Source organism: Pseudolysinimonas sp. 10J20-29, assembly GCF_055809595.1.
On the sequence record NZ_CM147917.1, the window covers coordinates 2,154,578 to 2,179,845 of the forward strand.

The following is a 25,268-nucleotide window of genomic DNA, read 5'->3' on the forward strand; positions in this document are numbered from 1 at the left end:
GCTCCTCGCGGTTCAGCTCCGACGGTTCAGCTCTGGCGGTACGGCGCGATGACGACCTCGACGCGCTGGAACTCCTTGAGATCCGAGTAGCCGGTCGTGGCCATGGCGCGGCGCAGCGCGCCCATCAGGTTGACGCGGCCATCCGCGGTGTCCGACGGCCCGAACAGCATCTGCTCGAGCGGGGCGACCGTGCCGACCTCGACGCGGTGACCGCGGGGCAACTCGGCGTGGTGCGCCTCGGCTCCCCAGTGCCAGCCGCCGCCCGGCGCCTCCTCGGCGCGGGCCAGGGCGGAGCCGAGCATGACGGCGTCGGCTCCCACCGAGACCGCCTTGACGATGTCGCCGCTCGAGCCGAGGCCGCCGTCGGCGATGACGTGCACGTAGCGGCCGCCCGACTCGTCGAGGTAGTCGCGGCGAGCGCCCGCCACATCGGCGACCGCGGTCGCCATCGGGGCGTGGATGCCGAGGCTCGAACGAGTGGTCGAGGCGGCGCCGCCGCCGAAGCCGACGAGCACGCCCGCGGCCCCGGTGCGCATCAGGTGGAGGGCGGCCGTGTAGGTGGCGGCGCCTCCGACGATCACCGGAACGTCGAGCTCGTAGATGAACTCCTTCAGGTTGAGCGGCTCGACCGTCTTGGAGACGTGCTCGGCGCTCACCGTGGTGCCGCGGATGACGAAGAGGTCGACGCCCGCATCCACGACGGTCTTGTAGTGCTCCTGGGTGCGCTGCGGGCTGAGCGCGCCGGCGACCGGCACGCCCGCGGTGCGGATCTCGGCCAGGCGGGCCTTGATGAGCTCGGGCTTGATCGGCTCGGCGTAGAGGCGCTGCATGGCGGCGGTCGCCTCGTGCGGAGCGAGCTTGCGGATCTGCGCGAGCACCGGCTCGGGGTCGTCGTAGCGCGTCCACAGGCCCTCGAGGTCGAGCACGCCGAGGCCGCCCAGCTTCCCGATCGCGATCGCGGTCGCGGGGCTCACCACGGAGTCCATCGGCGCCGCGAGGACGGGGATGGTGAACGTGAAGGCGTCGATCGTCCAGCTGACGCTGACGTCCTTCGGGTCACGCGTGCGGCGGCTGGGCACAATCGCGATGTCGTCAAAGGCATACGCGCGGCGGGCTCGCTTGGCCCGTCCAATCTCGATGTCGCTCACCCCCCAACCCTACCCACCCCCGTCTCGTGTGGCGGGGATGCATCCCGGGCGTGGGAGCGTGCCGCGTGCGGCACGCGGTTGGGGCGCGAGTCACGCGGTTGCGGGCTGAGGCCGGTGCGTCGGGGCACGCCGCCCGCGTCGAGCGCGCGAACGAGCCGCTCCCGGCTCATCACATCCGCCCAGACCAGCCGCACCATCGCATCGGCCTGCCGCCGCAGCCGGTCCTCGCGCAGCTTCTCCCGCCACAGCACCGCCTGCGGATCCTCGCCGCCGTTGCCCTCGCGCTGGTACTTCTGCTTGCCGTCGAACTCGCCCAGGATGCGCCGGTTCGCCCAGGCGAAGTCGGCGCGCATCACCCCCTCGGCGTCGGCGAACTCGACCTGCAGCTCGGGCGTCTCGAACCCGGCCAGGAAGATCGCGGCCCGCGCCGCCGACTCCCCGGGGCTCTCCGAGGCCCCGTCGGCGAAGTCGATCGCCCGCGCGGCGGCGCGCGTCGCCAGTCTCGGCCCGGCGGCGTCGAACTCGCGCCACAGCTCGGCGCGGGGTGCGCCGGAGCGGAGCACCGCATCCGCCGCCATCACGCCGGCGACGAAATCGCCGCGCGCGGCGAGCTGAAGCGCGGTGCGGGCGCGGGTCGTCGCGCGGACGCCGCCGACGTCTACGATCTCGGCCGTCTCGAACCCGGTGGTCACCCGCCGCACGCCGGGGTCACTGCGGCCTCCGCCGCGATACGGGCCGAGCAGCGTCACCGCCAGCGGCCAGCTGCCGAGGATCGGGAGATCCCAGACGGCCGCCGCCGAGAGCCCGGCGGCACAGAACTCGGGGCCGACCTGGGAGAGGGCCGCGCGCACGCGGGCGACGTGCTGCTCGCGCGGCGAAAGCGAGCGCCAGAGTGCGCTGTCACAGTAGATGCCGAGCCGCACACGCGTGAGAACACCCGCCGCGCAGGCGACGCGCAGCGCGCGCGGGTCACCGCCGAGTTCGCGGTAGCGGGCAACCGAAAGCAGCCCGTGCTCGTCGGCGGCGAGCGCCAGCTCGAGGGAGAGGTCGGGTGGGATTCGCATCCCACCACGCTGGCGCCGGCACCCGGGCCGCGGCGGCGACCTCGACACCTCTGGGGACGCGCGCGCCACCACTCAGCCTGCGAACGAGTTGCTCGCACCCCAACCGCGTGCCGCGCGCGGCACTCGCCGGCGTCAGGGATGCATCCCCGCCGCCAAGAGTCAGCGGGTGTAGTTGGGGGCCTCGACGGTCATCTGGATGTCGTGGGGGTGGGACTCCTTGAGCCCCGCGGGGGTGATGCGCACGAACTTGCCGAGCGACTTCAGCTCGGCGATGTTGCGCGCACCGACGTAGAACATCGACTGCCGCAGGCCGCCCACCAGCTGGTACACGGTCGCGCCGAGCGCACCGCGATACGGCACCCGCCCCTCGATGCCCTCGGGGATCAGCTGCGCATCCGACGGCACATCGGCCTGGAAGTAGCGGTCGCGCGAGTACGAGGTCTTCTTGCCGCGATCGGAGAGCGCGCCGAGCGAGCCCATGCCGCGGTAGTTCTTGAACTGCTTGCCGTTCTGGTAGACGAGGTCGCCCGGGCTCTCGTCGGTGCCCGCGAGCAGCGAGCCGAGCATCACCGTGTCGGCGCCGGCGACGAGCGCCTTCGCGATGTCGCCCGAGTACTGCAGGCCGCCGTCGGCGATCAGCGGCACGCCCGCGGCGCGCGCGGCGAGGGATGCCTCATAGACCGCCGTCACCTGCGGCACCCCGACACCCGCCACCACGCGCGTCGTGCAGATCGACCCCGGACCCACGCCCACCTTGATGGCGTCAGCGCCCGCATCCACGAGCGCCTGCGCGCCCGAACGGGTGGCGACGTTGCCGCCGATGACGTTGACCGCGGCGAACGCCGGGTCCGCCTTCAGGCGGGCGATGATCTCGAGCACGCCCTTCGAGTCGCCGTTCGCGGTGTCGACGACGATCACGTCGACTCCCGCGTCGCGCAGCGCCCCGGCGCGCTCCCACGCGTCGCCGAAGAACCCGATCGCCGCACCGACCCGCAGGCGACCCTCCTCGTCCTTCGTCGCGTTCGGGTACTTCTCGCTCTTGTCGAAGTCCTTCACCGTGATGAGGCCGCGCAGCCGCCCCGCGCCGTCGACCAGCGGGAGCTTCTCGATCTTGTGCTGGGCGAAGATCGCGATCGCGTCATCCGGGTCGATGCCCTCGGGCGCGGTGATCAGCGGCGCCGTCGTCATGACGTCGCGCACGAGCGTGTTCTTCGCCTCGAACTCGGAGACGAAGCGCATGTCGCGGTTGGTGATGATGCCGACGAGCGTTCCGTCGCCCTCGACGACGGGGAGACCGGAGACCCGGAACTGCCCGCAGAGCGCGTCCACCTCGGCGACGGTCGCATCCGGCGTCGTCGTCACCGGGTTCGTGATCATCCCGGACTCGCTGCGCTTCACCTTGTCGACGTGACGCGCCTGCTCCTCGATCGAGAGGTTGCGGTGCAGCACTCCGAGGCCGCCCTGGCGCGCCATCGCGATCGCCATGCGCGACTCGGTCACGGTGTCCATCGCGCTGGACACCAGCGGCGCGGTCACGCTGATCCGCTTGGTGAGGCGCGAGGAGGTGTCCGCCTCGCTCGGGATCACATCCGTGTGCCCGGGCAGAAGCATGACGTCGTCGTAGGTGAGTCCGACGAAGGCGAAGGGGTCGTGCTGGTCCATGTCGCTCCTGCAAGGCGTGGTTGTGGTCGCCGACTACAACACTGGAGACGGGTACATGAAGCTTAACGGCTCACCGCGCGGAGATTTCCGACACAAGTTGAGTTCGCATGGAAACACCACCGCAACATAGGCTCAGTAGCGTCAACGACGACGTTCGTGTGTGTCTGCGCTCGTCGCGCCTGCTTTTCACCCGAGAACTGGAGGTCCTGTGGCTCTCGCCGCCGACCGACCCACGCGCCATCGCGTGCGCATCGTGACAGGAGTGCTCGCGACCGCCATCGCGGCCATGGCGCTCTTCGCCGCTTCCCCGGCCTACGCCGACGAAGTCGACACCGACACCTACGACTATCGGGTGAGCGGCAACGTTCAGCTCGACGGCAATCCGCTCGAGGATGTCGAACTCACCGTCTCCGGCAACGGAATCAACACGGTGGTCGAGACGGATGCCCAGGGCCAGTGGGCCGTCGGCGTCCCCGAGCGCAACGTGACCTACACCGTCACGCTCAACGAGGACACCCTCCCCGAGGGCATCGCCGTCGTCGATGAGACCTCCGAGACCCCGAACGTGCGCGAAGCCGCCGTCGGGGCGGGCGGTCGCGTCACCGTGAACTTCTTCATCGGCGAGGGCGAGCGCAACGTCACGAGCTTCTTCGACCAACTCGTGCAGCGCCTCGTCAACGGCCTGAACTTCGGCCTGATGCTCGGCCTTGCCGCGATCGGCCTGTCGCTGGTCTTCGGCACGACCGGCATCTCGAACTTCGCGCACGCTGAGATGGTGACCTTCGGCGCCGTGATGACGCTGATGTTCTCGACGCTGTTCAACTTCCCGATCTGGCTCGCGATCCCGCTCGCCGTGGTGATGGGCGCCGCGGCCGGCTGGGGCCTCGATGCGGGTCTGTGGAGACCGCTGCGCAAGAAGGGCGTCGGCATCGTCCAGCTGATGATCGTCAGCATCGGCCTCTCGCTGACCGCCCGCTACGTGTTCCAGTTCTTCATCGGCGGCGGCACGATCCAGCTGCCCGGCGCCGACGCCGCCAAGATCCCGCTGTTCGGCGTCGTCTCGCTCAGCGTGATCGACATGGCGAGCATGGGGCTGTCGATCGTGGTCATCCTGATCTTCGCCTGGTGGCTGCTGTTCACGAAGCTCGGCAAGGCGACCCGCGCGGTGTCCGACAACCCGTCGCTGGCGGCGGCATCCGGCATCGACGTGGATCGCGTGGTCCGCGTGGTCTGGGTCGTCGCGGCAACGCTCGCCTCGCTGTCCGGCGTGCTGTGGGCGTACTTCCGCCCCGGCATCAAGTGGGACATGGGTGCGCAGATCCTGCTGCTCGTGTTCGCCGCGGTCACGCTCGGCGGTCTCGGCACGGCGTTCGGCGCCCTGATCGGCTCGATCATCGTCGGCATGCTCGTCGAGGTGTCGAGCCTGTGGATCCCGGCCGACCTGAAGTATGTCGGCGCGCTCGGCGTGCTCATCATCGTTCTGCTGTTCCGACCTCAGGGCATCCTGGGTCGCCGAGAGAGAATAGGTTAGGCGCCCGCCATGGATTGGCTGCAAATCCTCTCGAACACCGGCTCCTCGATTCTGAGTCCGGCCACCCTCGCCTACGCCCTCGCGGCGCTCGGCCTCGCGGTGCACTTCGGCTACGCGGGACTGCTCAACATGGGCATCGCGGGCTTCATGGCGATCGGCGCCTACGGCTACGCGATCTCCATCCTGACCTTCGGCTTCCCGTGGTGGGGCGGCGTGCTCGTCGGCCTGGTCGGCGCGGTGATCTTCGCGCTGATCCTCGGAATCCCGACGCTCCGTCTGCGCGGCGACTACCTCGCGATCGTGACCATCGCCGCGGCCGAGGTGCTGCGGCTGCTGTTCCTCACGACCGCGTTCGACGACGTCACCGGCTCGGCGGACGGCCTCAGCGGCTACCACTCGAGCTTCCGCGAGTCGAACCCGATCCCGCAGGGCACCTACGGCTTCGGTCCGTGGGAGTACAACGAGACCCAGTGGTGGGTGCGCATCATGGGCATCATCACGCTCGCGCTGGCGATCCTGTTGGTCTGGTCGCTCATGCGCAGCCCGTGGGGCCGCGTGATCAAGGGAATCCGTGAAGACGAGGATGCGGTGCGCGCCCTCGGCAAGAACGTCTTCTCGTACAAGATGCAGGCGCTCATCATCGGCGGCGTGATCGCGGCGGCGGGCGGCATCGTCTACGCGCTCCCCTCGGCGATCAGCCCCGGCGTGTACGTCACCTCGCTGACCTTCTTCGTGTGGACGGCGCTGCTGCTCGGCGGTGCGGCCACGGTCTTCGGTCCGGTGATCGGCGCGGTCATCTTCTGGGTCATCCAGACCCTGCTGAGCAACGTGCTGCCGGCCATGGTGCAGGCTGGCGTGCTGCCGTTCATGTCGTCGATCCAGGCTCAGACGCTCCGCTTCGTGCTGGTGGGTGTGGCCCTGATGCTCATCGTCATCTTCCGGCCCCAGGGGATCCTCGGGAACAAGAAGGAGCTGACCTTTGTCAAGTAGCGATCAGACGCCTCCCGTCGCGCGCGAGAAGACGACGGGCCTGCACACGGGCGAGATCAAGCCCGGCGTGGCCAAGGTCGACCCGGTCATCGTGATGGATGGCATCCAGCGGCGCTTCGGCGGTCTCACCGCGGTCGACGTCGACCACCTGGAGATCCCGCGCAACGCGATCACCGCCCTCATCGGGCCGAACGGTGCCGGCAAGACGACGCTGTTCAACCTGCTGACCGGCTTCGACAAGCCCGACCAGGGCGAGTGGTCGTTCGACGGCCGCTCGATCTCGGGCGTGCCCGCGTTCAAGGTCGCCCAGCGCGGCCAGGTGCGCACCTTCCAGCTGACCAAGGCGCTCGGACTGCTCACCGTGCTCGAGAACATGAAGCTCGGCGCGAAGGGCCAGAAGGGCGAGCGGTTCCTCCCGAGCCTGTTCCCGTTCCTGTGGCGCGGACAGGACGAGCAGATCGAGAAGAAGGCGGAGGTGCTGCTCAAGAAGTTCAAGCTCGACGCCAAGAGCGACGACTTCGCCGCGAGCCTCTCCGGTGGACAGCGCAAGCTGCTCGAGATGGCCCGTGCCCTGATGTCCGACCCGACGCTGGTCATGCTCGACGAGCCGATGGCCGGTGTGAACCCGGCGCTCACGCAGTCGCTGCTGGATCACATCCTCGACCTGAAGGAAGAGGGCATGACGGTGCTGTTCGTCGAGCACGACATGCACATGGTGCGTCACATCGCCGACTGGGTCGTCGTCATGGCCGAGGGCAAGGTCGTCGCCGAGGGCCCGCCGGACGCGGTGATGAAGGATCCCGCCGTGATCGACGCCTACCTGGGCGCCCACCAGGACGTCGACCTGGGCATCGTCACCGGACGCATCCCCGACCCCGAGGGCGCAGGCAAGAAGGCCGCCGAGCAGATCGAGGCCGAGTATGAGGCCGAGCTCGACGCCGAAGCCCCCGCCTCCAAGCGCAAGAAGAAGTGAGCGAGACCATGGCCACTCCTGCATCCGCAACGAAGACCGCGGTCGTCGACGTCAAGGATCTCGTCGCCGGGTACCTTCCGGGCGTCAACATCCTGAACGGCACCAACCTGGTCGCCCACCAGGGCGAGCTGATCGGCATCATCGGCCCCAACGGCGCCGGCAAGTCGACGCTGCTGAAGGCGATCTTCGGCCAGGTGAAGATCCGCAGCGGCAGCATCTCGCTCGAGGGCGACGAGATCACCGGGTTGAAGGCGAACAAGCTGGTCGCCCGCGGCGTCGGCTTCGTCCCGCAGAACAACAACGTCTTCCCGACGCTGTCGATCGAAGAGAACCTGCAGATGGGGATCTACCAGCGGCCGAAGGCGTACAACGAGCGTCTCGAGTTCGTGACGAGCATCTTCGCGGAACTCGGGTCGCGGCTCAAGCAGCGCGCCGGCTCGCTCTCCGGCGGTGAGCGCCAGATGGTGGCGATGTCGCGTGCGCTGATGATGGACCCGAAGGTGCTGCTGCTCGACGAGCCCTCCGCGGGCCTGTCGCCGGTGCGCCAGGACGAGGCGTTCATCCGCGTCTCGGAGATCAACAAGGCCGGCGTGACGACCATCATGGTCGAGCAGAACGCCCGTCGCTGCCTGCAGATCTGCGACCGCGGATACGTGCTCGACCAGGGCCGGGATGCCTACACCGGCACCGGGCGCGAGCTGCTGAACGACCCCAAGGTCATCGGCCTCTACCTCGGCACCCTCGGCACCTGACCCTCTGCGGGCTGAGTAGCGCCGCGGGCGCGTATCGAAACCCCGCGCCCCTGCGGGTTGAGTAGGCGCCATTGGCGCCGTATCGAAACCGCAAGGCGCTGCGGGTTGAGTAGCGCCCTACGGGCGCGTATCGAAACCCCTACACGCCCCACAGGTCTCGATACGTCGCTCCGCGCCTACTCGACCGCCAAGCTCGAGCGCGTTGAGTAGCGCCCCGCGGGCGCGTATCGAAACCGCAAGGCCCTGCGGGTTGAGTAGCGCCCCGCGGGCGCGTATCGAAACCCCACCCGTCTGCGGGTTGAGTAGCGCCCCGCGGGCGCGTGTCGAAACCCCAACCCCCTGCGGGTTGAGTAGCGCCCTGCGGGCGCGTATCGAAACCCAGACCGCCCCACAGGTCTCGATACGCCGCTCCGCGCCTACTCGACCGCCAAGCTCGAGCGGGTCGAGTAGCACCCTCCGGGCGCGTATCGAAACCGCAAGGCGCTGCGGGTTGAGTAGCGCCCCGCGGGCGCGTATCGAAACCCCAGCTCCCCACCCCCTACCCCCGCCCGAACACCTTCCGACTGAACCCCGGAAGATCGTCCCAGCGCGACTCGATCAGCGCCTCCCGCTTGCGTCGAGACCAGCCCTGGAGCTGCTTCTCCCGCGCGTACGCCTCGTCGATTCGGTCGAACTCCTGGACGAACACCAGCTCGACCGGCTGGCGTTTGGCGGTGTAGTCGCCCCCAGCGCCCGTCGAGTGCTGCCAGAGCCGGTGCTCGATGTTGCGCGAGCTGCCGACGTAGTAGCTGCCGTCGCCGCACCGAAGCATGTAGACGCCCATCATGAGTCGATGGTGCGGGTGGGCTGGCCGTCGGAGGCGCGGGGTGTCGCGGGGTGTGGGGAAGTCGGGTTTCGATACGTCGCTGAGCGACTACTCAACCCGCTGAGCCTTGCGGTTTCGACACGTCGCGGAGCGACTAGTCAACCCGCAGAGCCTTGCGGTTTCGACACGGCGCTGAGCGACTACTCAACCCGCAGACGGGTGGGGTTTCGATACGCGCCCAGAGGGCGCTACTCAACCCGCTGAGCCTTGCGGTTTCGATACGCGCCCAGAGGGCGCTACTCAACGCGCTGAGCCTTGCGGTTTCGATACGCGCCCTGAGGGCGCTACTCAACCCGCTCGTTCCGCTCGAGCTTGGCGGTCGAGTAGGCGCGCAGCGGCGTATCGAGACCTGTTGGGCGGTCTGGGTTTCGATACGGCGCCGGAGGCGCCTACTCAACCCGCCGGGCCTTGCGGTTTCGATACGGCGCCGGAGGCGCCTACTCAACCCGCAGGGCCTTGCGGTTTCGATACGCGCCCGGAGGGCGCTACTCAACCCGCTCGGGGGGACGGGAAAGGGCCCCGGTCCGAAGACCGGGGCCCCTCCGTTACCGCTTAGTACGCGGTGTAGGTGTTGTCGTCACCGTAGATGTAGATGCCGATCGACGCCTCGGTCGGGTCGCCGACCTCGTCGAAGGTGATCGGACCGGAGATGCCGTCGTAGTCGGCAACTCCGCCATCGAGGATGATGTCGGCGCACGCCGCGAAGGTCGTGCACTTCTCACCGTCACCCGAGCCACCGGAGACTTCCTGCAGCTTCGCCGCGATGTCGGCACCCTCGGTCGAGCCGGCCGCGAGAGCGGCGAGCGAGAGGAGGATGACGGCGTCGTACGACTCAGCCGCGTAGCTGTACTCGTCGAGCGCAGCCGAGCCCTCGGCCTCGAGGTAGGCGTCGAGTGCCGAGGTGAAGTCACCCAGGGTGTCGACGCTGAGGCCGGGCAGGGTGCCCTTGGCGCCCGCGAGGGTGCCCGCGGCGAACTCGTCACCGAAGTTGGCGAGGTTGCCGTCAACGAAGTAGAGCTTCTCCGCGGGGAAGTCGCTCACGATGTTCGGGATGATCGTGGAGACCTCGGCGAACGTGATCAGGGCGATCGCGTCGGGGTCCGCCGCGAGCACCTCCGAGATCTGCGCGTCGAAGGTCGTGTCACCCGTGTTGTAGGTCGGAGCCGCGACGACGGTACCGCCGGCGGCCTCGAAGGCCTCCGTCACGTACTTCGCGAGTCCGGTGCCGTACGAGTCGTTCAGCACGATCATGCCGAGCGTCTGGTTGCCGTCCTCGGCGATGAGGTTTCCGAGAACCTCACCCTGGAGAACGTCCGACGGAGCCGTACGGAAGTACAGGCCGTTGTCGTCGTAGGTCGAGAACGCGTCCGACGTGTTGGCCGGCGAGAACTGGATGACTCCGGCGCCCGTGACCTGGTCGATGAACTGGAGCGAGACGCCCGAGGACGCCGCACCGAGGATCGCCGAGACGTCCTCGCCGAGGAGACGCGGGATCTCGGTCTCGTAGGCCTTGTTGTCGGTGTCGCCCGAGTCGCCGTAGACGATCTCGAGGCTGAGTCCGGTGGTCTCGGCGTAGGCCTCGACCTCGGAAGCCGCGTAGGCGACGCCGGCCTCTTCGGGCGGGCCGAGGAACGCGAGGTTGCCGGTCTGCGGAAGCGCAGTACCGATCTTGAGCGTCAGGTCGCCTGCGGGGGTGGTTCCCTCGTCGGTCGTGGCGCAGCCGCTGAGCACGAGAGCGGTCGTCGCCAGAATCGCGACACCGCCGATCGACGCCTTCAGCGACCGGGAACGAATGGCGTGAGCCTTCGTGCTGGTCATGTTGCTCCTCATCGTGTACAGGACAGGGCGGTGCCGCAGGAGCAGCACTGCTGGGTTTCACGCTACGGGTCGGAGCAACAACGAACAATTCATCACTGTTACAAGCGTGTAACGCGGTCCGAATCGTTATATTCGACGATTTCCGTCGCGATCAGCCGATCTCGGTGCTCTTTCGCGTGACCGTGTTCTTCGATCCGTACTCGTAGATGCCGTACGAGCCGCGCGTCGGGTCGCCGTTCTCGTCGAGGTTGAGCACCCCGCTGAGGCCGTCGTAGTCGGCGTCCGGCTCGGTGCGAAGCACGGAGGCGCACTCCCCGAAGCTCGTGCACTTGATTCCGCCGACGCTCGCATCGATGAGCGCCCCGCGCACGGCGAGGGAGTCGTCGCTGCCCGCGGTGAGGGCGGCGAGCGCCGCGAGCACCGTGGCGTCGAACGCTTCAACCGAGTAGCGGTACTCGCTCACCTTGGGGTCTTCGCGCTTGATGAGCGCGCTGAACGCCTTGTCGCCGGGCGCGCCCTCGAGGATCGCGTTGGCGCCCTTCAGCACCCCGGAGTCGAGCGACTGCGAGTAGTCGGCCATGTTGAGGCTGGTCAGCCAGAGCTTCGAGCCGCCGAGCTTCGCCTTGGTGAGCGCCGTGATGTAGCTGCGGGTGACCTTCCCGTTGTCGGTCGTCGCCAGCACGACGGCATCCGGCTCGGCCTCCGCGACGGCTTCGACGACGTCGGCGACCTTCGAGTCGCTCGTGATGCGGATGCTGGCGACCAGTTCGCCGCCCGACTCCTCCAGCGAGGCGCCCAGCGGCGACACCAACGACTGCCCGTAGGGGCCGTTGACGTAGATGAGGGCGACCCGCTCCTGCTCGCGCTCCGGGAGCACGCGGCCGAGCACGACGCCCTGGTGGTCGTAGCTCGCGATGGTGCGGAACACCCAGTTGGCCGTGTCGTATGTCGTCAGCTGGGGCGAGGTCGCAGCGGGGGTGATGATCGGGATCCCCGCCTCCTCGGCGAGTTCGAGCAGGCGCAGCGTCAGCACGGAGGTCGACGGGCCGATGATGACATCGACATCCTTGTCGACGAGTTCGGCGAAGCTCTTCTCGAGCTTCTTCTCGCCGGCGTCGGAGGAGTCGCGGTGGATGACCTCCACCTTGGCCCCGAGCACGCCGCCCTCGTCGTTGATCTGGCGCACGGCGGCGTTGACGCCGGCGACCTGACCGTCGCCGAGGTATTCGAGGTCGCCGGAGGTCGGGAAGAGCGTGCCGATCCGCAGCACGCCGTCGCCCGACGCCGTGGCGCTCGGGGTCGGGGTGGGCGTCGGCATGGCGACGGGCTCCTCGGCGCAGGCGGAGAGCAGGCTGCCAGCGAGGACGAGCGCCGTCACGGCACCGAGTCGGGCGAGACCGCGCGGCATCCAGGCTCCTTTCGGCGATTGAAGCGACTGTACCGCGGGCTCAGAGCGGCGGCGCGGAGGCGCGGCGGCTCGCGCGCCCTGCGCGCACCATGTCGACCGAGAGGATCAGCAGCGCCACCCAGACGAGCGCGAACCCGATCCAGCGCTCCAGCGGCATCGGCTCGCCGAGGATCGCCACGCCGATCACGAACTGCAGGACGGGCGTCAGATACTGCGCCAGCCCGACCGCGACGAGCGGGAGCCGCCTTGTTCCGGCGGCGAACATGAGCAGCGGCACCGCGGTCACGATGCCCGCCGAGAGCATGGCGAGCGCCTGCCCGACGCCGTGCTGTCCGAAGGCGAGCCCGGCCGTCGAGCCGAGCACGATCAGCTGCGCGACGGCGAAGGGGGCGAGTGCGGTGGTCTCGATCGTGAGTCCGCTGAGCGCATTGACCTGCGCGCCGACGCGGCTCTTCACGTACCCGTACATGCCGAAGGAGGCGGCGAGCACGAGGGAGATCACCGGGAAGGTCCCGTAGCCGATGGCGATCACGAGCACCGCGATCGCCGACACCCCGACGGCCACCCACTGCGCGGGGCGCAGCGACTCGCGCAGCACGAACACACCCAGCAGCACCGTGACGAGCGGGTTGATGAAGTAGCCGAGGGATGCCTCGACCACCTGGTCGTTCAGCACGGCGAAGACGTAGACGAGCCAGTTGACGTAGATGAAGACCCCGGCGAGCGCCATGGCGCCGACCACACGCGGCTGCCGGACGAGTCCGAGGATGGCGCGCCAGCGCCGGAAGACGGTGATCAGCAGCAGGCAGAAGACGAACGACAGCACGATCCGGAAGCCGACGACTTCGAGCGCGCTCGCGGGAGCGAACAGCAGGAAGTACAGCGGGAAGGTGCCCCACAGCGCGTACGCGGAGATGACGTAGGCGAGCCCTGTCCCCCGGCGCCGCGCGTTCTCGGGGGCGAGGGAGGGGGGCACGAGTACCAGCGTAGGTGTCCCGGAAACGCGAAAGGCCCCGATGGCAGAGCCACGGGGCCTTTCGGCGGAAATTCGTCGCTTAGGAGACGACGACCGCGAGCACGTCGCGAGCCGACAGCACGAGGTAGTCCTCGCCGCCGTACTTCACCTCGGTGCCACCGTACTTCGAGTAGATGACCTTGTCGCCGACGGCGACGTCGAGCGGAACGCGGTTGCCGTTGTCGTCGATGCGACCCGGTCCGACTGCCACGACCTCGCCCTCCTGGGGCTTCTCCTTCGCGGTGTCGGGGATGACGAGACCCGACGCGGTGACCTGCTCGGCTTCGACCTGCTTGATGACGATGCGATCCTCGAGCGGCTTGATGGAGACCGACACGTGTGACCTCTTTCTGAAACTCATGGTTGGCACACTCCCACTGAGAGTGCCAGACCCACTATAGGGCCTGATTAGCAGTCGATCAACGCGAGTGCCAGCGGCGGGACCGTGCCCGGTAGCGTGGGACGCATGGATGCGGCCGAACTGCGCGAGGTGCTCACCCCCGAGGGGCTGCGCCTGCTGGACGAGGTCGGCCCGATCGACTCGCGGACCGACATCGTGAGCACCGTCGCTCGACTGCGCAAGGCGGGCCACCCGCCCGGCCGGGTCGCCGCCGTGCTCAGCCAGGCCAGGCTGCGCGCCAAGGCGCGCGCCAAGTTCGGCGATTTCGCAAGCCGGATGCTGTTCACCCCGGAGGGCCTCGAGCAGGCGACACGGCTGCGGGTCGCCTCGGTTCACGCGGGCCGTTTCGCGGGGGCCGGAATCGATGTCGTCGCCGACCTCGGCTGCGGCATCGGCGCCGACAGTCTCGCCCTGGCGGCCCTCGATCTGGGCGTCGTCGCGGTCGAGCGCGACGAGGTGGCCGCCGCCCTCGCCGCCTACAACCTGGCCCCGTTCGGCTCCGCGCGCGTGGAGCACGCAGACGCCACCGAGGCCGACCTTGCCGGCGTCGGCGGGCTCTGGATCGATCCGGCGCGGCGCTCCGGCAGCATCCGCCACAGCGACCCGGACGACTGGTCGCCCTCGCTCGACTGGGCGTTCGCGCGAGCCCGGGAGCTGCCGACCGGGATCAAACTCGCCCCGGGCCTGGACCGCGATCTGATTCCGGAGGAGGTCGAGGCGCAGTGGATCTCGGCCGACCACGAGGTCGTCGAGCTGGTGCTGTGGTCGGGTTCGCTCGCGCGCGCGGGCGTCCGACGCGCCGCCCTCGTGCTCGGTGCGCACGGCGCGGCCGAGCTGGTCGCGGCCGCCGACAGCGCCGACGCCGAGGTGCGGGCGCTCGGCGAGTTCCTCGTCGAACCGGACGGCGCGGTGATCCGGGCGCGGCTGATCGGCGATCTGGCCCGCGCGATCGACGGCGGCATGATCGACGAGACGATCGCCTGGATCACCACCGACACCGCGCTCGAGACGCCGTTCGGTCAGGTGTTCCGGGTGCGCGAGCGCTTCCCGCTCGACGTGAAGACGCTCAAGCGCGAGCTCGCGGCGCGCGGGATCGGCACGCTCGAGATCAAGAAGCGCGGCGTCGACATCGACCCCGCCGCGTTCCGGGTGAAGCTCGCGCTCAAGGGTGCCGAGAGCGCGACGCTGATCATCACCCGCGTCGCGGGTGAGCGCGTCGCGATCCTCGCCGACCGGGTCTGAGCCGGCGCCCGAACACGACAACGGCGGGGGCGACTGCCGCCTCCCCCGCCGTCGAGTGGTGCTTAGTAGCCGTAGGTCGCCACGAAGATGAGCGGCAGGATGATCGACACGATGACGAAGATGATGTTGATCGCAATCGCCACGAAACCGGCGATGATGCCGACGAGCCACATCCACTTCGGAGCGGCGAGCTCCTTCTTCTTGCCCATGAATCCGAGGATCACCGCGGCGAGACCGCCGAGGAACCCGAGGACGGGAACGAGCGCGAAGAGGAAGCTCGCGAGGCCGACGATGAACGAGATCAGGCTCAGAGTCTGAACCGGTCCGGGCGCCGGCGCGGGAGCGGCTGCCGGGGGCGGGGTGCTGTCAGTCATGGAGGTCTCCTTAGTTAGGCACTGGTGTCCCAGCAGGGCAATGCTTCCAGCGCTCTCAGGGGCTGTCAACGGATAAGACGGCGCGCCGCCCACCCGCTGAGCGAAGGTCAGGACTGGATCGTCGTGACGGGAAGCGTCGAATCGGCCCCGATCTCCAGGCTCGAGGGGGCGTGCCCGGCGGCGATCAGCTGCGCTCCGAGCGCCGCGATCATCGCACCGTTGTCGGTGCACAGCGACAGCGGCGGGATGCGCAGTGCGACCCCCGCCTCCGCGCAGCGCGCGGTCGCGACGTCGCGCAGGCGGGCGTTGGCCACGACGCCGCCGCCAAGCAGCAGGCGCGGGATGCCGTGCTCGGCGCACGCGTCCAGCGCCTTGCTGATCAGCACGTCGACGACCGCTTCGCGGAAGCTCGCTGCGACGTCGGCGATCGCGGGTTCTTCGCCGCGGTCGCGTGCCGCCTCGACGTGCCGCGCGACCGAGGTCTTGAGGCCCGAGAAGGAGAAGTCGTAGCGGTGCCGCGCCTGGTCCTTCGGCGCGGTGAGCCCTCGCGGGAAGCGGATTGCGGTCGGGTCGCCGCTCGCGGCGGCGCGATCGATCTGCGGCCCTCCCGGGTAGGGCAGCCCGAGCAGCCGCGCCACCTTGTCGAAGGCTTCGCCCGCCGCGTCGTTGATCGTCTCGCCGAGAAGCTCGACGTCGCTCACAAGGTCGCGCACGAGCAGCAGCGAGGTGTGACCGCCGGAGACGAGCAGAGCGATCGTCGGCAGCTCGAGGGGCTCGTCGCCGGTGCCGCCGAGCACGTCCGCGCCGACGTGGCCGACGAGGTGGTTGACCGCATAGAGCGGCCGGTCGAGGGCGATGGCGAGCGCCTTCGCGGCGCCGACGCCGACCATGAGCGCACCGGCGAGCCCCGGGCCGTTCGTGACGGCGACCGCGTCGAGGTCGGCAAGGCCGACGCCCGCCTCGGCGAGTGCCGCTCGAATGGTGGGCTCGAGCGCCTCGAGGTGGGCGCGGGCGGCGATCTCGGGCACCACCCCGCCGAAGCGCGCGTGCTCGTCCATCGACGAGGCGATTACGTTGGCCAGCAGCGTCTGGCCGCGCACGATTCCAATGCCGGTCTCGTCGCAGCTGGTCTCGATTCCGAGAACGAGCGGTTCGCTCATGCGGGCACCACCTCGGGGTCGCCGAAGACGAGCCGCATCACGACCGCGTCCACGTCGTCGGGCTGGTAGTAGCGGGGGCGCACCGCGATCTCCTCGAAGCCGTGCTCGCGGTACAGCGCCTGCGCCGCCGGGTTGTCGTCGCGGACCTCGAGGAACACCTCGCGCATCCCCCGGTCGCGCGCTTCGGCGAGCAGCACGCCGAGCAGCGTGCGGCCCAGACCCTGACGGCGGGCGGACGGCGCGACGCCGATCGTCTGGATGTCGCCCTGCTCGGTGCCGCGCGGGGCGCGGAGGCCGGCATAACCATCCAGGCCGGTGTCGGTCTCGGCGACGACGTAGTACCCGTGCGGGGAGGAGATCTCGTCGGCCATCTGCCCTCGCGACCAGGCGTCGCCGGGGAACAGCACCGTCTCGAGCTCCATGATCGCGTCGAGGTCGTCGGCTCGCGCGCGCCGCACCTGCCGCGTCATCCGGTCACCCGCTTCGGCGTCGAAAGCGTCACGTCGGGCGCCCGAAGGTAGAGCGGCTCGACCGTGTCGGCGATCTCGCCGCGCGCGCGGCGGGCGGCGGCCAGCAGCCCGAGGGCACCGGCGGGGATCTCGCTGGCGTCGATCCGGTCGAAGTCGCCCTCGAGTCCGGCATCCGGCGGGCCGGCCTCCCCCAGTTCGGCGGCGAGGATCAGGGCGGGCCCGGCGAGACGCACCGGCAGGCCGTCCGTATCCGGCAGGCCGTAGCTCGACCAGGCCAGTTCTCGGCGGCGCGCGTCGGTGACCACGAGGATCGGGCGCGTCTGCCCCGCCTGCGCCGCGGCGAAGGCCACGGCGTCGTGCGATGCGAGCGGCAGCACGGGGCGGTCGATCCCCAGCGCGAAGGCGCGCGCGGCGGCGATCCCGACCCGCAGGCCGGTGAAGGGCCCGGGGCCCATGCCCGCCACGACTCCGCTCACCTCGCGCGGGCCGACGCCGGTCTCGGCGAGCACCCGCTCGATGAGAGCGCCGATCACCTCGGCGTGGCGGCGTGTGTCGGCGACGGTGTGCTCGGCGAGCACGCCGCGCTCCGGGTCCACGAGCGCGACGCTCGTGCCGGTGGAGGTGTCGATCGCGAGAAGCACAGAGAGAGCCTAGTTCGACGGGTCGGCGTCGAGGGCGGCGTAGAGCGCCGCCTCGAGTTCGCGTCCGCGGGCGCCCATCCCGGTGACCCGCACCGCCCGCGGCTCGTCGGCGAGGTCGGGGTCGGCATCGGCGTCGAGCGCGGCGCCCCCGCCGTGCGGTCGCTCGATCTCGATGCCGAGCCACGACTCGAGGTCGTCCAGCTTGCCCGCGCCCCATTCGACGACCACGATCGAGCCGTCCAGGTCGAGGTCGAGGTCGTTGACGTCGCGGCCCGTGCTCAGCCGGTAGGCGTCGACGTGCACCAGCGGCACGCCGCTTGTCGTCGGGTGCTCGCGCGCGAGCACGAAGGTGGGACTCGTGATGGCGCCGCGCGCTCCGAGTGCCGCCCCGAGTCCGCGGGTGAAGGTCGTCTTGCCCGCGCCGAGCTCGCCGTCGAGGCGCACCAGGTCGCCCGCGCGGAGCATCGGCGCCAGCCGTGCTCCGAACGACTCCATCGCCTCGGCATCCGGAATGATCAGGTCAAACATCGGGCTCACCGTCCACCGGCGTGCGGGTGACGCGGGGTCCGACGCGCGTCACGATCTCGTAGTTGATGGTGCCCGCCCACTCGGCCCACTCGTCGGCGCTCGGCACCCCGGCGGCCGGGTCGCCCCAGAGCACCGCGCGATCTCCCACCCGCACCGGCGCGTCGCCGACGTCGACCAGGAACTGGTCCATGGCGATGCGTCCGACGATCGGATGCCGCACCCCCGAGATCGCCACCTCGGCACCGCGATTGGAGGCGCTGCGGGGCACGCCGTCGGCGTAGCCGAGCGGCACGAGGGCGAGCGTCGTCGGGGCGGGGGTGCGGTAGGTGTAGCCGTACGACACCCCGGCTCCCGCGGGCACGCGGCGCACGGCAGCCACGCGGCCGGCGAGCTCCATCGCGGGGCGCAGCCCCAGGGCCGCGGCGTCGATGCTCGGATCCGCGGCGAGGCCGTAGATCGAGATGCCCAGCCGCACCAGGTCGAAGCGCGCCTCGGGCGTCGTGATGGCGGCCTGGCTCGCGGCGAGGTGCCGCAGCTCGGGGCGGAGCCCGGCGGCCTTCGCCATGTCGACGGAGGCTGTGAAGCGGGCGCGCTCGGACGCATCCTCGGCCTGGTCGGTGTTGGAGAGGTGCGAGAAGATGCCGCGCACCTCGAGTCGACCCGCGGCCTCCAGGTCGGCGGCGCGCGAGACGAGCGCGATCCAGTCCTCGGGCGCGCAGCCGTTGCGGCTGAGTCCGGTGTCGATCTTCAGGTGCACCCGACCGCGGCCGTGCTCGGCGACCTGCTCGAGCTGGGTGAGCGAGCTCACCCCGAGGTCGATCTCGGCGGAGAGCGCCGCGCTCAGGTCGATCTCGGGCCCGTGCAGCCAGGCGAGCAGCGGCGCCTCGATCCCCGCGGCCCGCAGCGCGAGCGCCTCGTCGATGTCGGCGACGCCGAGCCAGTCGGCCCCCGCCTCGAGCGCCGCGCGCACCACGAGCTCGGCGCCGTGACCGTAGCCCTCCGCCTTGACGACGGCGAGCACCCGCGCGGGCGCGACGAGTTCGCGCAGCACGCGGATGTTGTCGCGCACGGCGGCCAGGTCGATGCGCGCCTCGCGCACGGGCGCGGTCACGGTGCCGCCTCCGCGATCACCTGCGCGATGGCGATGCCCGCGTCGTGCGACATCGTGAGGTGCAGGGCGCCGATGCCGCGGCGTTCGACGATCTCGGCGACGGCCCCGCGGACGCGGAACGAGGGGTTGCCCTCGGCGTCGCGCACCACCTCCATGTCGTGCCAGGCGACGCCGTCGGTCTCGCCGAGCGCCTTCATGAGCGCCTCTTTCGCGGCGAAGCGGCCCGCGAGCGAGCGCAGGGGCAGCTCGCGCCCCTCGTGCACGAGTTCGCTCTCAGCGAACAGGCGGGCGCGCAGGAGCGGGGTGCGGCTCACCGCCCGCTCGAAACGAGCGAGATCGACGATGTCGATGCCGATCCCCGCGATCATCGCCGACCGCCTACTCGACCGTGACCGACTTGGCCAGGTTGCGCGGCTGGTCGACGTCGAGCCCCTTGGCGCTCGCCAGCTCCATGCCGAAGATGTGCAGCGGCGCGACCGCGAGCAGCGGCTCGAACATCGGCGCGGCGAGCGGGATGCGGATCACCTCGTCGGCATGCGCGACGACCTCGACATCGCCGAGCTCGGCGATCGCGATCACCCGAGCGCCGCGAGCGCGGATCTCCTGGATGTTCGAGACGACCTTCTTGTGCAGCGAGCCCGGGTCGCGCGGGCTCGGCACGATCACGAAGACGATCTGGCCGGGCTCGATGAGCGCGATCGGCCCGTGCTTGAGCTCCCCCGCGGCGAAGCCCTCGGCGTGGATGTAGGCGAGCTCCTTCAGCTTGAGGGCACCCTCCAGCGCGATCGGATATCCGACGTGGCGACCGAGGAACAGCACCGACTGGGTGTCCCCCATCCAGCGCGCGAAGTCGGCGATCCGCTCCGAGCCGGAGGCGACGACCTCGGCGAGCTTCTCCGGAATCGCCTGCAGCTCGGTGACGTTCTCGGCGATGCGCTCGGCCGTGAGCGTGCCTCGACGGGTCGCCAGGTCGAGGCCGAGCAGGTACAGCGCCGTCACCTGCGCGACGAACGCCTTGGTCGAGGCCACCGCCACCTCGGGGCCGGCGTGCGTGTACAGCACCGCGTCGGACTCGCGCGGAATCGTCGCGCCCTGGGTGTTGCAGATCGACAGGGTGCGCGCCCCGCGCTCGCGCGCGTACTTGACCGCCATGAGGGTGTCCATCGTCTCGCCCGACTGGCTGACCGACACGACGAGCGTGCGCTCGTCGAGCACCGGGTCGCGGTAGCGGAACTCGTGGCTGAGCTCGACGTTGACCGGAACCCGGGCCCAGCCCTCGATCGCGTACTTGCCGACCATGCCCGCGTAGGCGGCGGTGCCGCAGGCGATCACGATGACCCGGTTGATGTCGGAGAGCACACCGGCGAGCGGCTCGAGCTCGGGCAGCGTGACCGCGCCGTCGTGCACGCGACCGAGCAGCGTCTTCTCGACCGCCTCGGGCTCCTCGCTGATCTCCTTCTTCATGAAGCTCGACCAGCCACCCTTTTCGGCCGCCGACGCGTCCCACGAGATCTCGAACTCCTTGGCCTCGACGGGCGCGCCGGTGAAGTCGGTGACGACCACGGAGTCGGGGCGGATCGTCACGATCTCGTCCTGCCCGATCTCCATCGCGCGGCGGGTGTGCTCGACGAAGGCGGCCACGTCCGAGCCGAGGAAGTTCTCGCCCTCGCCCAGGCCGATCACCAGCGGCGAGTTGCGGCGAGCGCCGACCACCACGCCCGGCTCGTCCTGGTGCACGACCAGCAGCGTGAAGGCGCCCTCGAGGCGCACGGCGACCGCCCGCAGCGCCGCGGTCAGATCGCCGGTCTCGCGGTAGGCGCGCCCGACGAGCAGAGCGGCGACCTCGGAGTCGGTCTCGCTCGTGAAGGTGTCTCCGGCATCCAGCAGCTCCTGCTTCAGCTCGGAGAAGTTCTCGATGATCCCGTTGTGGATGAGCGCGAGCTTGCCGTCGTCGCCCAGGTGCGGGTGCGCGTTGCCGTCGGTCGGGCCGCCGTGCGTCGCCCAGCGAGTGTGCCCGATGCCGGTGTGCCCGTCGCTCAGCCCGTCCGCCTCCAGGTTGTCGACCAGGATGCCGAGCTTGCCGGCGCGCTTGCGGGTGCTGAGCACCCCGGCGTCGTCGAGCACCGCAACTCCGGCGGAGTCGTATCCGCGATATTCGAGCCGCTTCAGGCCGCCCAGCAGCACTTTGACACTGCTACCCGGCCCGACGTACCCCACGATGCCACACATGCTGTCGATTCTAGGTGGGCGAAGCGGCACTATCCTGAGGGGGATGTCCGACGCCCATTCCACCGGCAATGGGGCGACACCGTTCCTGGAGCTCGACCGCGGGGACTGGGCCGCTCTCGCCCCGCGCACCTCGCAGCCGTTCCGGCCCGACGAGCTCGCGCAGATCGCCGGCATCGGCGAGCGTCTCGACGTCGCGGAGGTCGCCGAGGTCTACGCCCCGCTGAGCGGCCTGCTGAACCTGTACGCCACGAGCTCGCGCTCGCTGCGCACCGACGTCGCCGGGTTCCTTCGCCAGACACCGCAGCACACCCCGTTCGTGATAGGCGTCGCCGGATCGGTCGCCGTCGGCAAGTCGACGACCGCGCGTCTGCTGCGGGAGCTGCTCGCCGGGTGGGTGGGCACCCCGCGGGTCGAACTGGTGACCACCGACGGATTCCTCTACCCGAACGCCGAGCTCGAGCGCCGCGGTCTGCTGCGCCGCAAGGGCTTCCCCGAGAGCTATGACCGTCGCGCGCTGCTGCGCTTCGTCTCGCAGGTCAAGAGCGGGGTGGCCGAGGTGCACGCGCCCGTCTACTCGCACCTCGTCTACGACATCGTGCCGGACGAGCACATCAGCGTGCGCCGACCCGACGTGCTGATCGTCGAGGGCCTGAACGTGCTGCAGCCGCCCGCCGGCGGCGCGCACCTCGCGGTGAGCGACCTGTTCGACTTCTCGGTCTACGTGGATGCCCGCACGAGCGACATCGAGCGCTGGTACGTGGAGCGGTTCCTGCGCCTCCAGCGCGGCGCGTTCGCCAACCCGGAGTCGTACTTCCACCGCTACGCCGACCTCGCCGAGGACGAGGCCGTGGCGATGGCGCGCTCCATCTGGGCCGAGATCAACGGCCCGAACCTCGAGCACAACGTGCTGCCGACGCGGGCCCGCGCCGACCTCGTGCTCCGCAAGGCCGCCGACCACACCGTGTCGAGCGTCCTCCTGCGCAAGATCTAGGCGTCGTCGACGACGCTCACGCGGTCAGCTCGCGGACGTGAGTGCGCAGAGCCGCCGCTTCGTCCCGTCGAGCAGGGCGCGCTGCCGATCGATCCGCTCGGCGACCGCGTCGATTTCCGCGCGAAGGTCCGGGCACATCTCGAGCTCGACCCCGTGCTCTCCCGTTCGCCCGCAGTCGAGGTAGCGGCGGATGACCTGCGTCGTCAGGCCGGCGTCGATCATCGCCGTGATCTGCCGCAGCCGCGGAATGTCCGACTCGGAATACACGCGATACCCGTTGGCATCGCGCTCCGCGATCAGCAGCCCGCGATCCTCGTAGTGCCGCAGCGCTCGGGCCGAGACCCCGGTGCGCGCGGCAAGTTGACTGATCAGCATCCGCTCTCCCCTCCTCGGACTTGACCTTCACGCTAGCGAGAAGGTCTAGCGTGCCGTCGTATGCGATCGACAACCCGGAAGCGGGCCGTGATCTTCCACGGCTACCGCGCAGCACCCCACGACCACTGGTTCGGCTGGCTCGCCGAGCAGCTCGAATCCGACGGGATCCCCACGCAGGTGCCGGCGCTGCCCGACTCCGCGAACCCCGACCCGGATCGCTGGGCGGCCACCGTGATGACCGCTCTGGGCGTGCCGGACGACGAGACGATCGTGATCGCCCACAGCCTCGGCTGCCTGACCGTGCTGCGGCACCTGTCGGCGCTTCCGGGCCCGTGGCGGCTGGGGACGCTCGTGCTGGTCGCCGGGTTCATCGACAAGCTCCCCGCGCTGCCCGAACTCGACGGTTTCATCGGGGACGGCGTCCCGCTCGACGGAATCCGCGAGCACGTCGCGTCGCTCACGGTCCTGCGCTCCGACGCCGACGCGTACGTGCCGGTCGCGCACACCGACCGCCTCGCGCGCCAGTTGTCGACATCAGCTCGCATCGTCCCGGGTGCGGGCCACTTCCTCGCGTCCGACGGCGTCACGGCGCTGCCTGCGGCCCACGACGCCCTCAGCTGATGCGGCAGATCCCCGAGTGGGTGCCGACGACGCCGGCGCGTCCCGCTAGGCGTCGAACGGCTCCAGCACGAAAACCGGGATCACGCGCTCGGTCTTCTTCTCGTACTCGTCGTAGTCGGGCCAGGTGGCGACGGCGCGCTCCCACCAGGCGGCGCGCTCCTCGCCCGTCACCTCGCGCGCACGGTAGTCCTTCTTCACCGGGCCGTCCTGCAGCTCCACGTGCGGATGCGCGACGATGTTCCAGTACCAGACCGGATGCTTCGGGGCCCCACCCAGAGAGGCGATGACCGCGTAGTCGCCATCGTGCTCGATCCGCATGAGCGGCGTCTTGCGCAGCTTGCCGGTCTTCGCGCCCACGGTCGTCAGGATCACGACGGGGCGGCCGTGACGCTCGATGGCCTCGGTTCCGCCGGAGCTCTCGTAGCGCTCGGCCTGCTCGCGAGCGAACTCGACCGTGCTGGGGGCATACTCGCCGGTCAGTGGCATGGGTCTCCTCGTCGGGGCGACGCGCCGGTCAGCCGGCGGCGCCCAGTCTGGTGCGGACGACCTCGGCGAGGTCCTCCGCGATGCGCTGTGCGATGGCCTGTTCGGCCGCCTCCACCATGACACGAACCAAGGGCTCGGTGCCGGACGGACGCAGCAGCACTCGCCCGGTCTCGCCGAGCTCGGCCTCCGCGGCGGCGACGGCGGCGGCGATCTCCGCGTCGCCGGCGAGCCCGCGGCGGTCGACGCCGCGCACGTTGATGAGCACCTGCGGGAACACCGTCATGACGCTCGCCAGCTCGGCCAGGCTCTTGCCGCTGCGCGCCATCTCGGCGACCAGCTGCAGACCGGTCAGGATGCCGTCCCCGGTGGTGGCGTGCTGACGGAAGATGACGTGCCCGGACTGCTCGCCGCCGAGCGAGAGCCCGCGGGCGCTGAGCTCCTCGAGCACGTAGCGGTCGCCGACGGCCGTCTCGATCATCGAGATGCCGTGCTCGCGCATCGCGATGCGCAGCCCGAGGTTGCTCATCACCGTCGCGACGAGGGTGTCGTCGGCGAGCTCCCCGCGCGCGTGCATGGCCGTCGCGAGGATCGCCATGATCTGGTCGCCGTCGACGACGTTGCCCTCGGCATCCACGGCGAGGCAGCGGTCCGCATCCCCGTCGTGCGCGATGCCGACGTCGGCCCCGTGCTCGCGCACGGCGGCCGCCACGGTGTCGAGGTACGTCGAGCCGACGCCGTCGTTGATGTTGAGCCCGTCCGGATCGCTGCCGATCACGGTGACCTGCGCGCCGGCATCTGCGAACACCCGCGGCGAGATTCCCGCGGCCGCCCCGTTGGCGCAGTCGATGACGACGTGCACGCCGTCGAGTCGGGTCTTGCCGAGCGTGCCGAGCAGATGCACGACGTAGCGGTCCTCGGCGTCGGAGAAGCGGCGGATGCGCCCCACACCGCCGCCGGTCGGCGTCAGCTTGGGCAGCTCGAGCGCGCGCTCGATGCGGTCTTCGACCTCGTCCGGGAGCTTGACGCCGCCGAGCGCGAAGAACTTGATGCCGTTGTCGGCGGCAGGGTTGTGCGAGGCCGAGACCATGACGCCGAAGTCGGCGCCGACATCCGCGACCAGAAAGGCGCAGGCCGGAGTCGGGATCACACCGGCGTCGAGCACGTCGATGCCGGAGCTGGCGAGCCCGGCCGCGACCGCGGCCCCGATGAACTCGCCGGAGACGCGCGGATCGCGCGCCAGAACGGCCTTCGAGCGCAGACCCTGCGCCTTGAGCTCGTCCGCGTGCCGTCCCTGAGTCAGGACGACCGCGGCGGCCTGCGCGAGGCCGAGGGCGAGCCCGGCGGTGATGACCTCACCGTTGGCAAGCCCTCGGACCCCGTCAGTGCCGAAGAGACGCGACATCGCGTACCTCCC

At 70.1% G+C, this 25,268-nt stretch carries 26 protein-coding genes; 7 read left to right on the forward strand and 19 right to left on the reverse strand.

Annotated features, from left to right (window positions below):
• Nucleotides 1–26 precede the first annotated feature (26 nt).
• From AC0L6Y_RS10385 to guaB, 3 genes are all read right to left on the reverse strand, one after another.
• Entirely contained in the window at nucleotides 27–1,148 is a 1,122-nt protein-coding gene (locus AC0L6Y_RS10385; protein ID WP_473551982.1) for a GuaB3 family IMP dehydrogenase-related protein, read from the reverse strand.
• The gene (locus tag AC0L6Y_RS10390) at nucleotides 1,145–2,212 is read right to left on the reverse strand and encodes a hypothetical protein (RefSeq protein ID WP_473551987.1); all 1,068 of its coding nucleotides are present in this window, start codon (nucleotides 2,210–2,212) and stop codon (nucleotides 1,145–1,147) included. The genes AC0L6Y_RS10385 and AC0L6Y_RS10390 overlap by 4 nt, the downstream gene beginning before the upstream one ends.
• A 159-nt stretch (nucleotides 2,213–2,371) precedes the next feature.
• Nucleotides 2,372–3,874 carry an IMP dehydrogenase gene (gene guaB / locus AC0L6Y_RS10395; RefSeq protein ID WP_473551992.1) on the reverse strand — a complete coding sequence of 501 codons (1,503 nt, stop codon included), beginning with the start codon at nucleotides 3,872–3,874 and terminating at the stop codon, nucleotides 2,372–2,374.
• Between the two features lie 250 nt (nucleotides 3,875–4,124).
• Between guaB and AC0L6Y_RS10400 the strand changes: the two genes are divergently transcribed.
• Genes AC0L6Y_RS10400 through AC0L6Y_RS10415 form a run of 4 tightly spaced genes read left to right on the forward strand, consistent with a single transcriptional unit; the run spans nucleotide 4,125 to nucleotide 8,120 of the window.
• A complete protein-coding gene (locus AC0L6Y_RS10400) occupies nucleotides 4,125–5,405 on the forward strand; it encodes a branched-chain amino acid ABC transporter permease (protein ID WP_473558454.1) in 1,281 nt (426 codons plus the stop codon).
• 9 nt (nucleotides 5,406–5,414) lie between these two features.
• Nucleotides 5,415–6,395 (forward strand): branched-chain amino acid ABC transporter permease, encoded by a 981-nt coding sequence (locus AC0L6Y_RS10405; RefSeq protein ID WP_473551997.1) that lies wholly within the window; start codon nucleotides 5,415–5,417, stop codon nucleotides 6,393–6,395.
• Nucleotides 6,385–7,368, forward strand: a complete 984-nt coding sequence (locus AC0L6Y_RS10410) for an ABC transporter ATP-binding protein (RefSeq protein WP_473552004.1) — start codon at nucleotides 6,385–6,387, stop codon at nucleotides 7,366–7,368. Before AC0L6Y_RS10405 ends, AC0L6Y_RS10410 begins: the two co-directional genes overlap by 11 nt.
• An 8-nt stretch (nucleotides 7,369–7,376) precedes the next feature.
• Nucleotides 7,377–8,120, forward strand: coding sequence for an ABC transporter ATP-binding protein (locus tag AC0L6Y_RS10415; RefSeq protein ID WP_473552009.1), 744 nt, complete (start codon nucleotides 7,377–7,379; stop codon nucleotides 8,118–8,120).
• A 538-nt stretch (nucleotides 8,121–8,658) separates the two neighbouring features.
• On the opposite strand, the gene AC0L6Y_RS10420 is transcribed toward AC0L6Y_RS10415, so the two are convergent.
• From AC0L6Y_RS10420 to groES, 5 genes are all read right to left on the reverse strand, one after another.
• Nucleotides 8,659–8,946 carry a GIY-YIG nuclease family protein gene (locus AC0L6Y_RS10420; protein ID WP_473552013.1) on the reverse strand — a complete coding sequence of 96 codons (288 nt, stop codon included), beginning with the start codon at nucleotides 8,944–8,946 and terminating at the stop codon, nucleotides 8,659–8,661.
• A gap of 591 nt (nucleotides 8,947–9,537) precedes the next feature.
• Nucleotides 9,538–10,803, reverse strand: coding sequence for an ABC transporter substrate-binding protein (locus AC0L6Y_RS10425; protein WP_473552019.1), 1,266 nt, complete (start codon nucleotides 10,801–10,803; stop codon nucleotides 9,538–9,540).
• Nucleotides 10,804–10,954: 151 nt separating this feature from the next.
• Nucleotides 10,955–12,211 carry an ABC transporter substrate-binding protein gene (locus tag AC0L6Y_RS10430; protein ID WP_473552025.1) on the reverse strand — a complete coding sequence of 419 codons (1,257 nt, stop codon included), beginning with the start codon at nucleotides 12,209–12,211 and terminating at the stop codon, nucleotides 10,955–10,957.
• Nucleotides 12,212–12,251: 40 nt separating this feature from the next.
• Entirely contained in the window at nucleotides 12,252–13,187 is a 936-nt protein-coding gene (gene rarD, locus AC0L6Y_RS10435) for an EamA family transporter RarD (protein WP_473552030.1), read from the reverse strand.
• A 79-nt stretch (nucleotides 13,188–13,266) separates the two neighbouring features.
• Nucleotides 13,267–13,563, reverse strand: coding sequence for a co-chaperone GroES (gene groES, locus AC0L6Y_RS10440; protein WP_473552034.1), 297 nt, complete (start codon nucleotides 13,561–13,563; stop codon nucleotides 13,267–13,269).
• Between the two features lie 129 nt (nucleotides 13,564–13,692).
• Here groES and AC0L6Y_RS10445 point away from each other — a divergent pair, with 129 nt between their 5' ends.
• The gene (locus tag AC0L6Y_RS10445; protein ID WP_473552039.1) at nucleotides 13,693–14,868 is read left to right on the forward strand and encodes a THUMP-like domain-containing protein; all 1,176 of its coding nucleotides are present in this window, start codon (nucleotides 13,693–13,695) and stop codon (nucleotides 14,866–14,868) included.
• Nucleotides 14,869–14,930: 62 nt separating this feature from the next.
• Here AC0L6Y_RS10445 and AC0L6Y_RS10450 read toward each other — a convergent pair whose 3' ends face one another.
• The 8 genes from AC0L6Y_RS10450 to glmS all read right to left on the reverse strand — a co-directional run bounded on the left by AC0L6Y_RS10450 (nucleotide 14,931) and on the right by glmS (nucleotide 21,381).
• Nucleotides 14,931–15,242, reverse strand: coding sequence for a hypothetical protein (locus tag AC0L6Y_RS10450; protein WP_473552043.1), 312 nt, complete (start codon nucleotides 15,240–15,242; stop codon nucleotides 14,931–14,933).
• 107 nt (nucleotides 15,243–15,349) lie between these two features.
• Nucleotides 15,350–16,402, reverse strand: coding sequence for a tRNA (adenosine(37)-N6)-threonylcarbamoyltransferase complex transferase subunit TsaD (gene tsaD / locus AC0L6Y_RS10455; protein ID WP_473552050.1), 1,053 nt, complete (start codon nucleotides 16,400–16,402; stop codon nucleotides 15,350–15,352).
• Complete coding sequence (gene rimI, locus AC0L6Y_RS10460; RefSeq protein ID WP_473552055.1) at nucleotides 16,399–16,872, reverse strand: ribosomal protein S18-alanine N-acetyltransferase; 474 nt, start codon at nucleotides 16,870–16,872, stop codon at nucleotides 16,399–16,401. The genes tsaD and rimI overlap by 4 nt, the downstream gene beginning before the upstream one ends.
• The gene (gene tsaB / locus AC0L6Y_RS10465; protein WP_473552061.1) at nucleotides 16,869–17,513 is read right to left on the reverse strand and encodes a tRNA (adenosine(37)-N6)-threonylcarbamoyltransferase complex dimerization subunit type 1 TsaB; all 645 of its coding nucleotides are present in this window, start codon (nucleotides 17,511–17,513) and stop codon (nucleotides 16,869–16,871) included. Before tsaB ends, rimI begins: the two co-directional genes overlap by 4 nt.
• Nucleotides 17,514–17,522: 9 nt before the next feature.
• Nucleotides 17,523–18,041 carry a tRNA (adenosine(37)-N6)-threonylcarbamoyltransferase complex ATPase subunit type 1 TsaE gene (tsaE, locus tag AC0L6Y_RS10470; protein WP_473552067.1) on the reverse strand — a complete coding sequence of 173 codons (519 nt, stop codon included), beginning with the start codon at nucleotides 18,039–18,041 and terminating at the stop codon, nucleotides 17,523–17,525.
• Nucleotides 18,034–19,152: an alanine racemase gene (gene alr, locus AC0L6Y_RS10475; protein WP_473552073.1), complete on the reverse strand. Its 1,119-nt coding sequence runs from the start codon at nucleotides 19,150–19,152 to the stop codon at nucleotides 18,034–18,036. The genes tsaE and alr overlap by 8 nt, the downstream gene beginning before the upstream one ends.
• Nucleotides 19,149–19,520 (reverse strand): holo-ACP synthase, encoded by a 372-nt coding sequence (locus tag AC0L6Y_RS10480; RefSeq protein WP_473552078.1) that lies wholly within the window; start codon nucleotides 19,518–19,520, stop codon nucleotides 19,149–19,151. Before AC0L6Y_RS10480 ends, alr begins: the two co-directional genes overlap by 4 nt.
• 10 nt (nucleotides 19,521–19,530) lie before the next feature.
• Nucleotides 19,531–21,381 carry a glutamine--fructose-6-phosphate transaminase (isomerizing) gene (gene glmS / locus AC0L6Y_RS10485; protein WP_473552080.1) on the reverse strand — a complete coding sequence of 617 codons (1,851 nt, stop codon included), beginning with the start codon at nucleotides 21,379–21,381 and terminating at the stop codon, nucleotides 19,531–19,533.
• A 43-nt stretch (nucleotides 21,382–21,424) separates the two neighbouring features.
• Here glmS and coaA point away from each other — a divergent pair, with 43 nt between their 5' ends.
• Nucleotides 21,425–22,372, forward strand: coding sequence for a type I pantothenate kinase (coaA, locus tag AC0L6Y_RS10490; RefSeq protein ID WP_473552084.1), 948 nt, complete (start codon nucleotides 21,425–21,427; stop codon nucleotides 22,370–22,372).
• Between the two features lie 24 nt (nucleotides 22,373–22,396).
• Here the strand turns inward: coaA and AC0L6Y_RS10495 are convergent, their stop codons facing one another.
• Entirely contained in the window at nucleotides 22,397–22,747 is a 351-nt protein-coding gene (locus tag AC0L6Y_RS10495; protein ID WP_473552087.1) for a MerR family transcriptional regulator, read from the reverse strand.
• 60 nt (nucleotides 22,748–22,807) lie between these two features.
• Between AC0L6Y_RS10495 and AC0L6Y_RS10500 the strand changes: the two genes are divergently transcribed.
• Entirely contained in the window at nucleotides 22,808–23,368 is a 561-nt protein-coding gene (locus tag AC0L6Y_RS10500; RefSeq protein WP_473552091.1) for an RBBP9/YdeN family alpha/beta hydrolase, read from the forward strand.
• A 45-nt stretch (nucleotides 23,369–23,413) separates the two neighbouring features.
• On the opposite strand, the gene AC0L6Y_RS10505 is transcribed toward AC0L6Y_RS10500, so the two are convergent.
• Together AC0L6Y_RS10505 and glmM are read right to left on the reverse strand one after the other, a co-directional pair.
• The gene (locus tag AC0L6Y_RS10505) at nucleotides 23,414–23,854 is read right to left on the reverse strand and encodes a nitroreductase family deazaflavin-dependent oxidoreductase (protein ID WP_473552092.1); all 441 of its coding nucleotides are present in this window, start codon (nucleotides 23,852–23,854) and stop codon (nucleotides 23,414–23,416) included.
• Between the two features lie 28 nt (nucleotides 23,855–23,882).
• The gene (glmM, locus tag AC0L6Y_RS10510; RefSeq protein WP_473552095.1) at nucleotides 23,883–25,256 is read right to left on the reverse strand and encodes a phosphoglucosamine mutase; all 1,374 of its coding nucleotides are present in this window, start codon (nucleotides 25,254–25,256) and stop codon (nucleotides 23,883–23,885) included.
• Nucleotides 25,257–25,268: the final 12 nt, after the last annotated feature.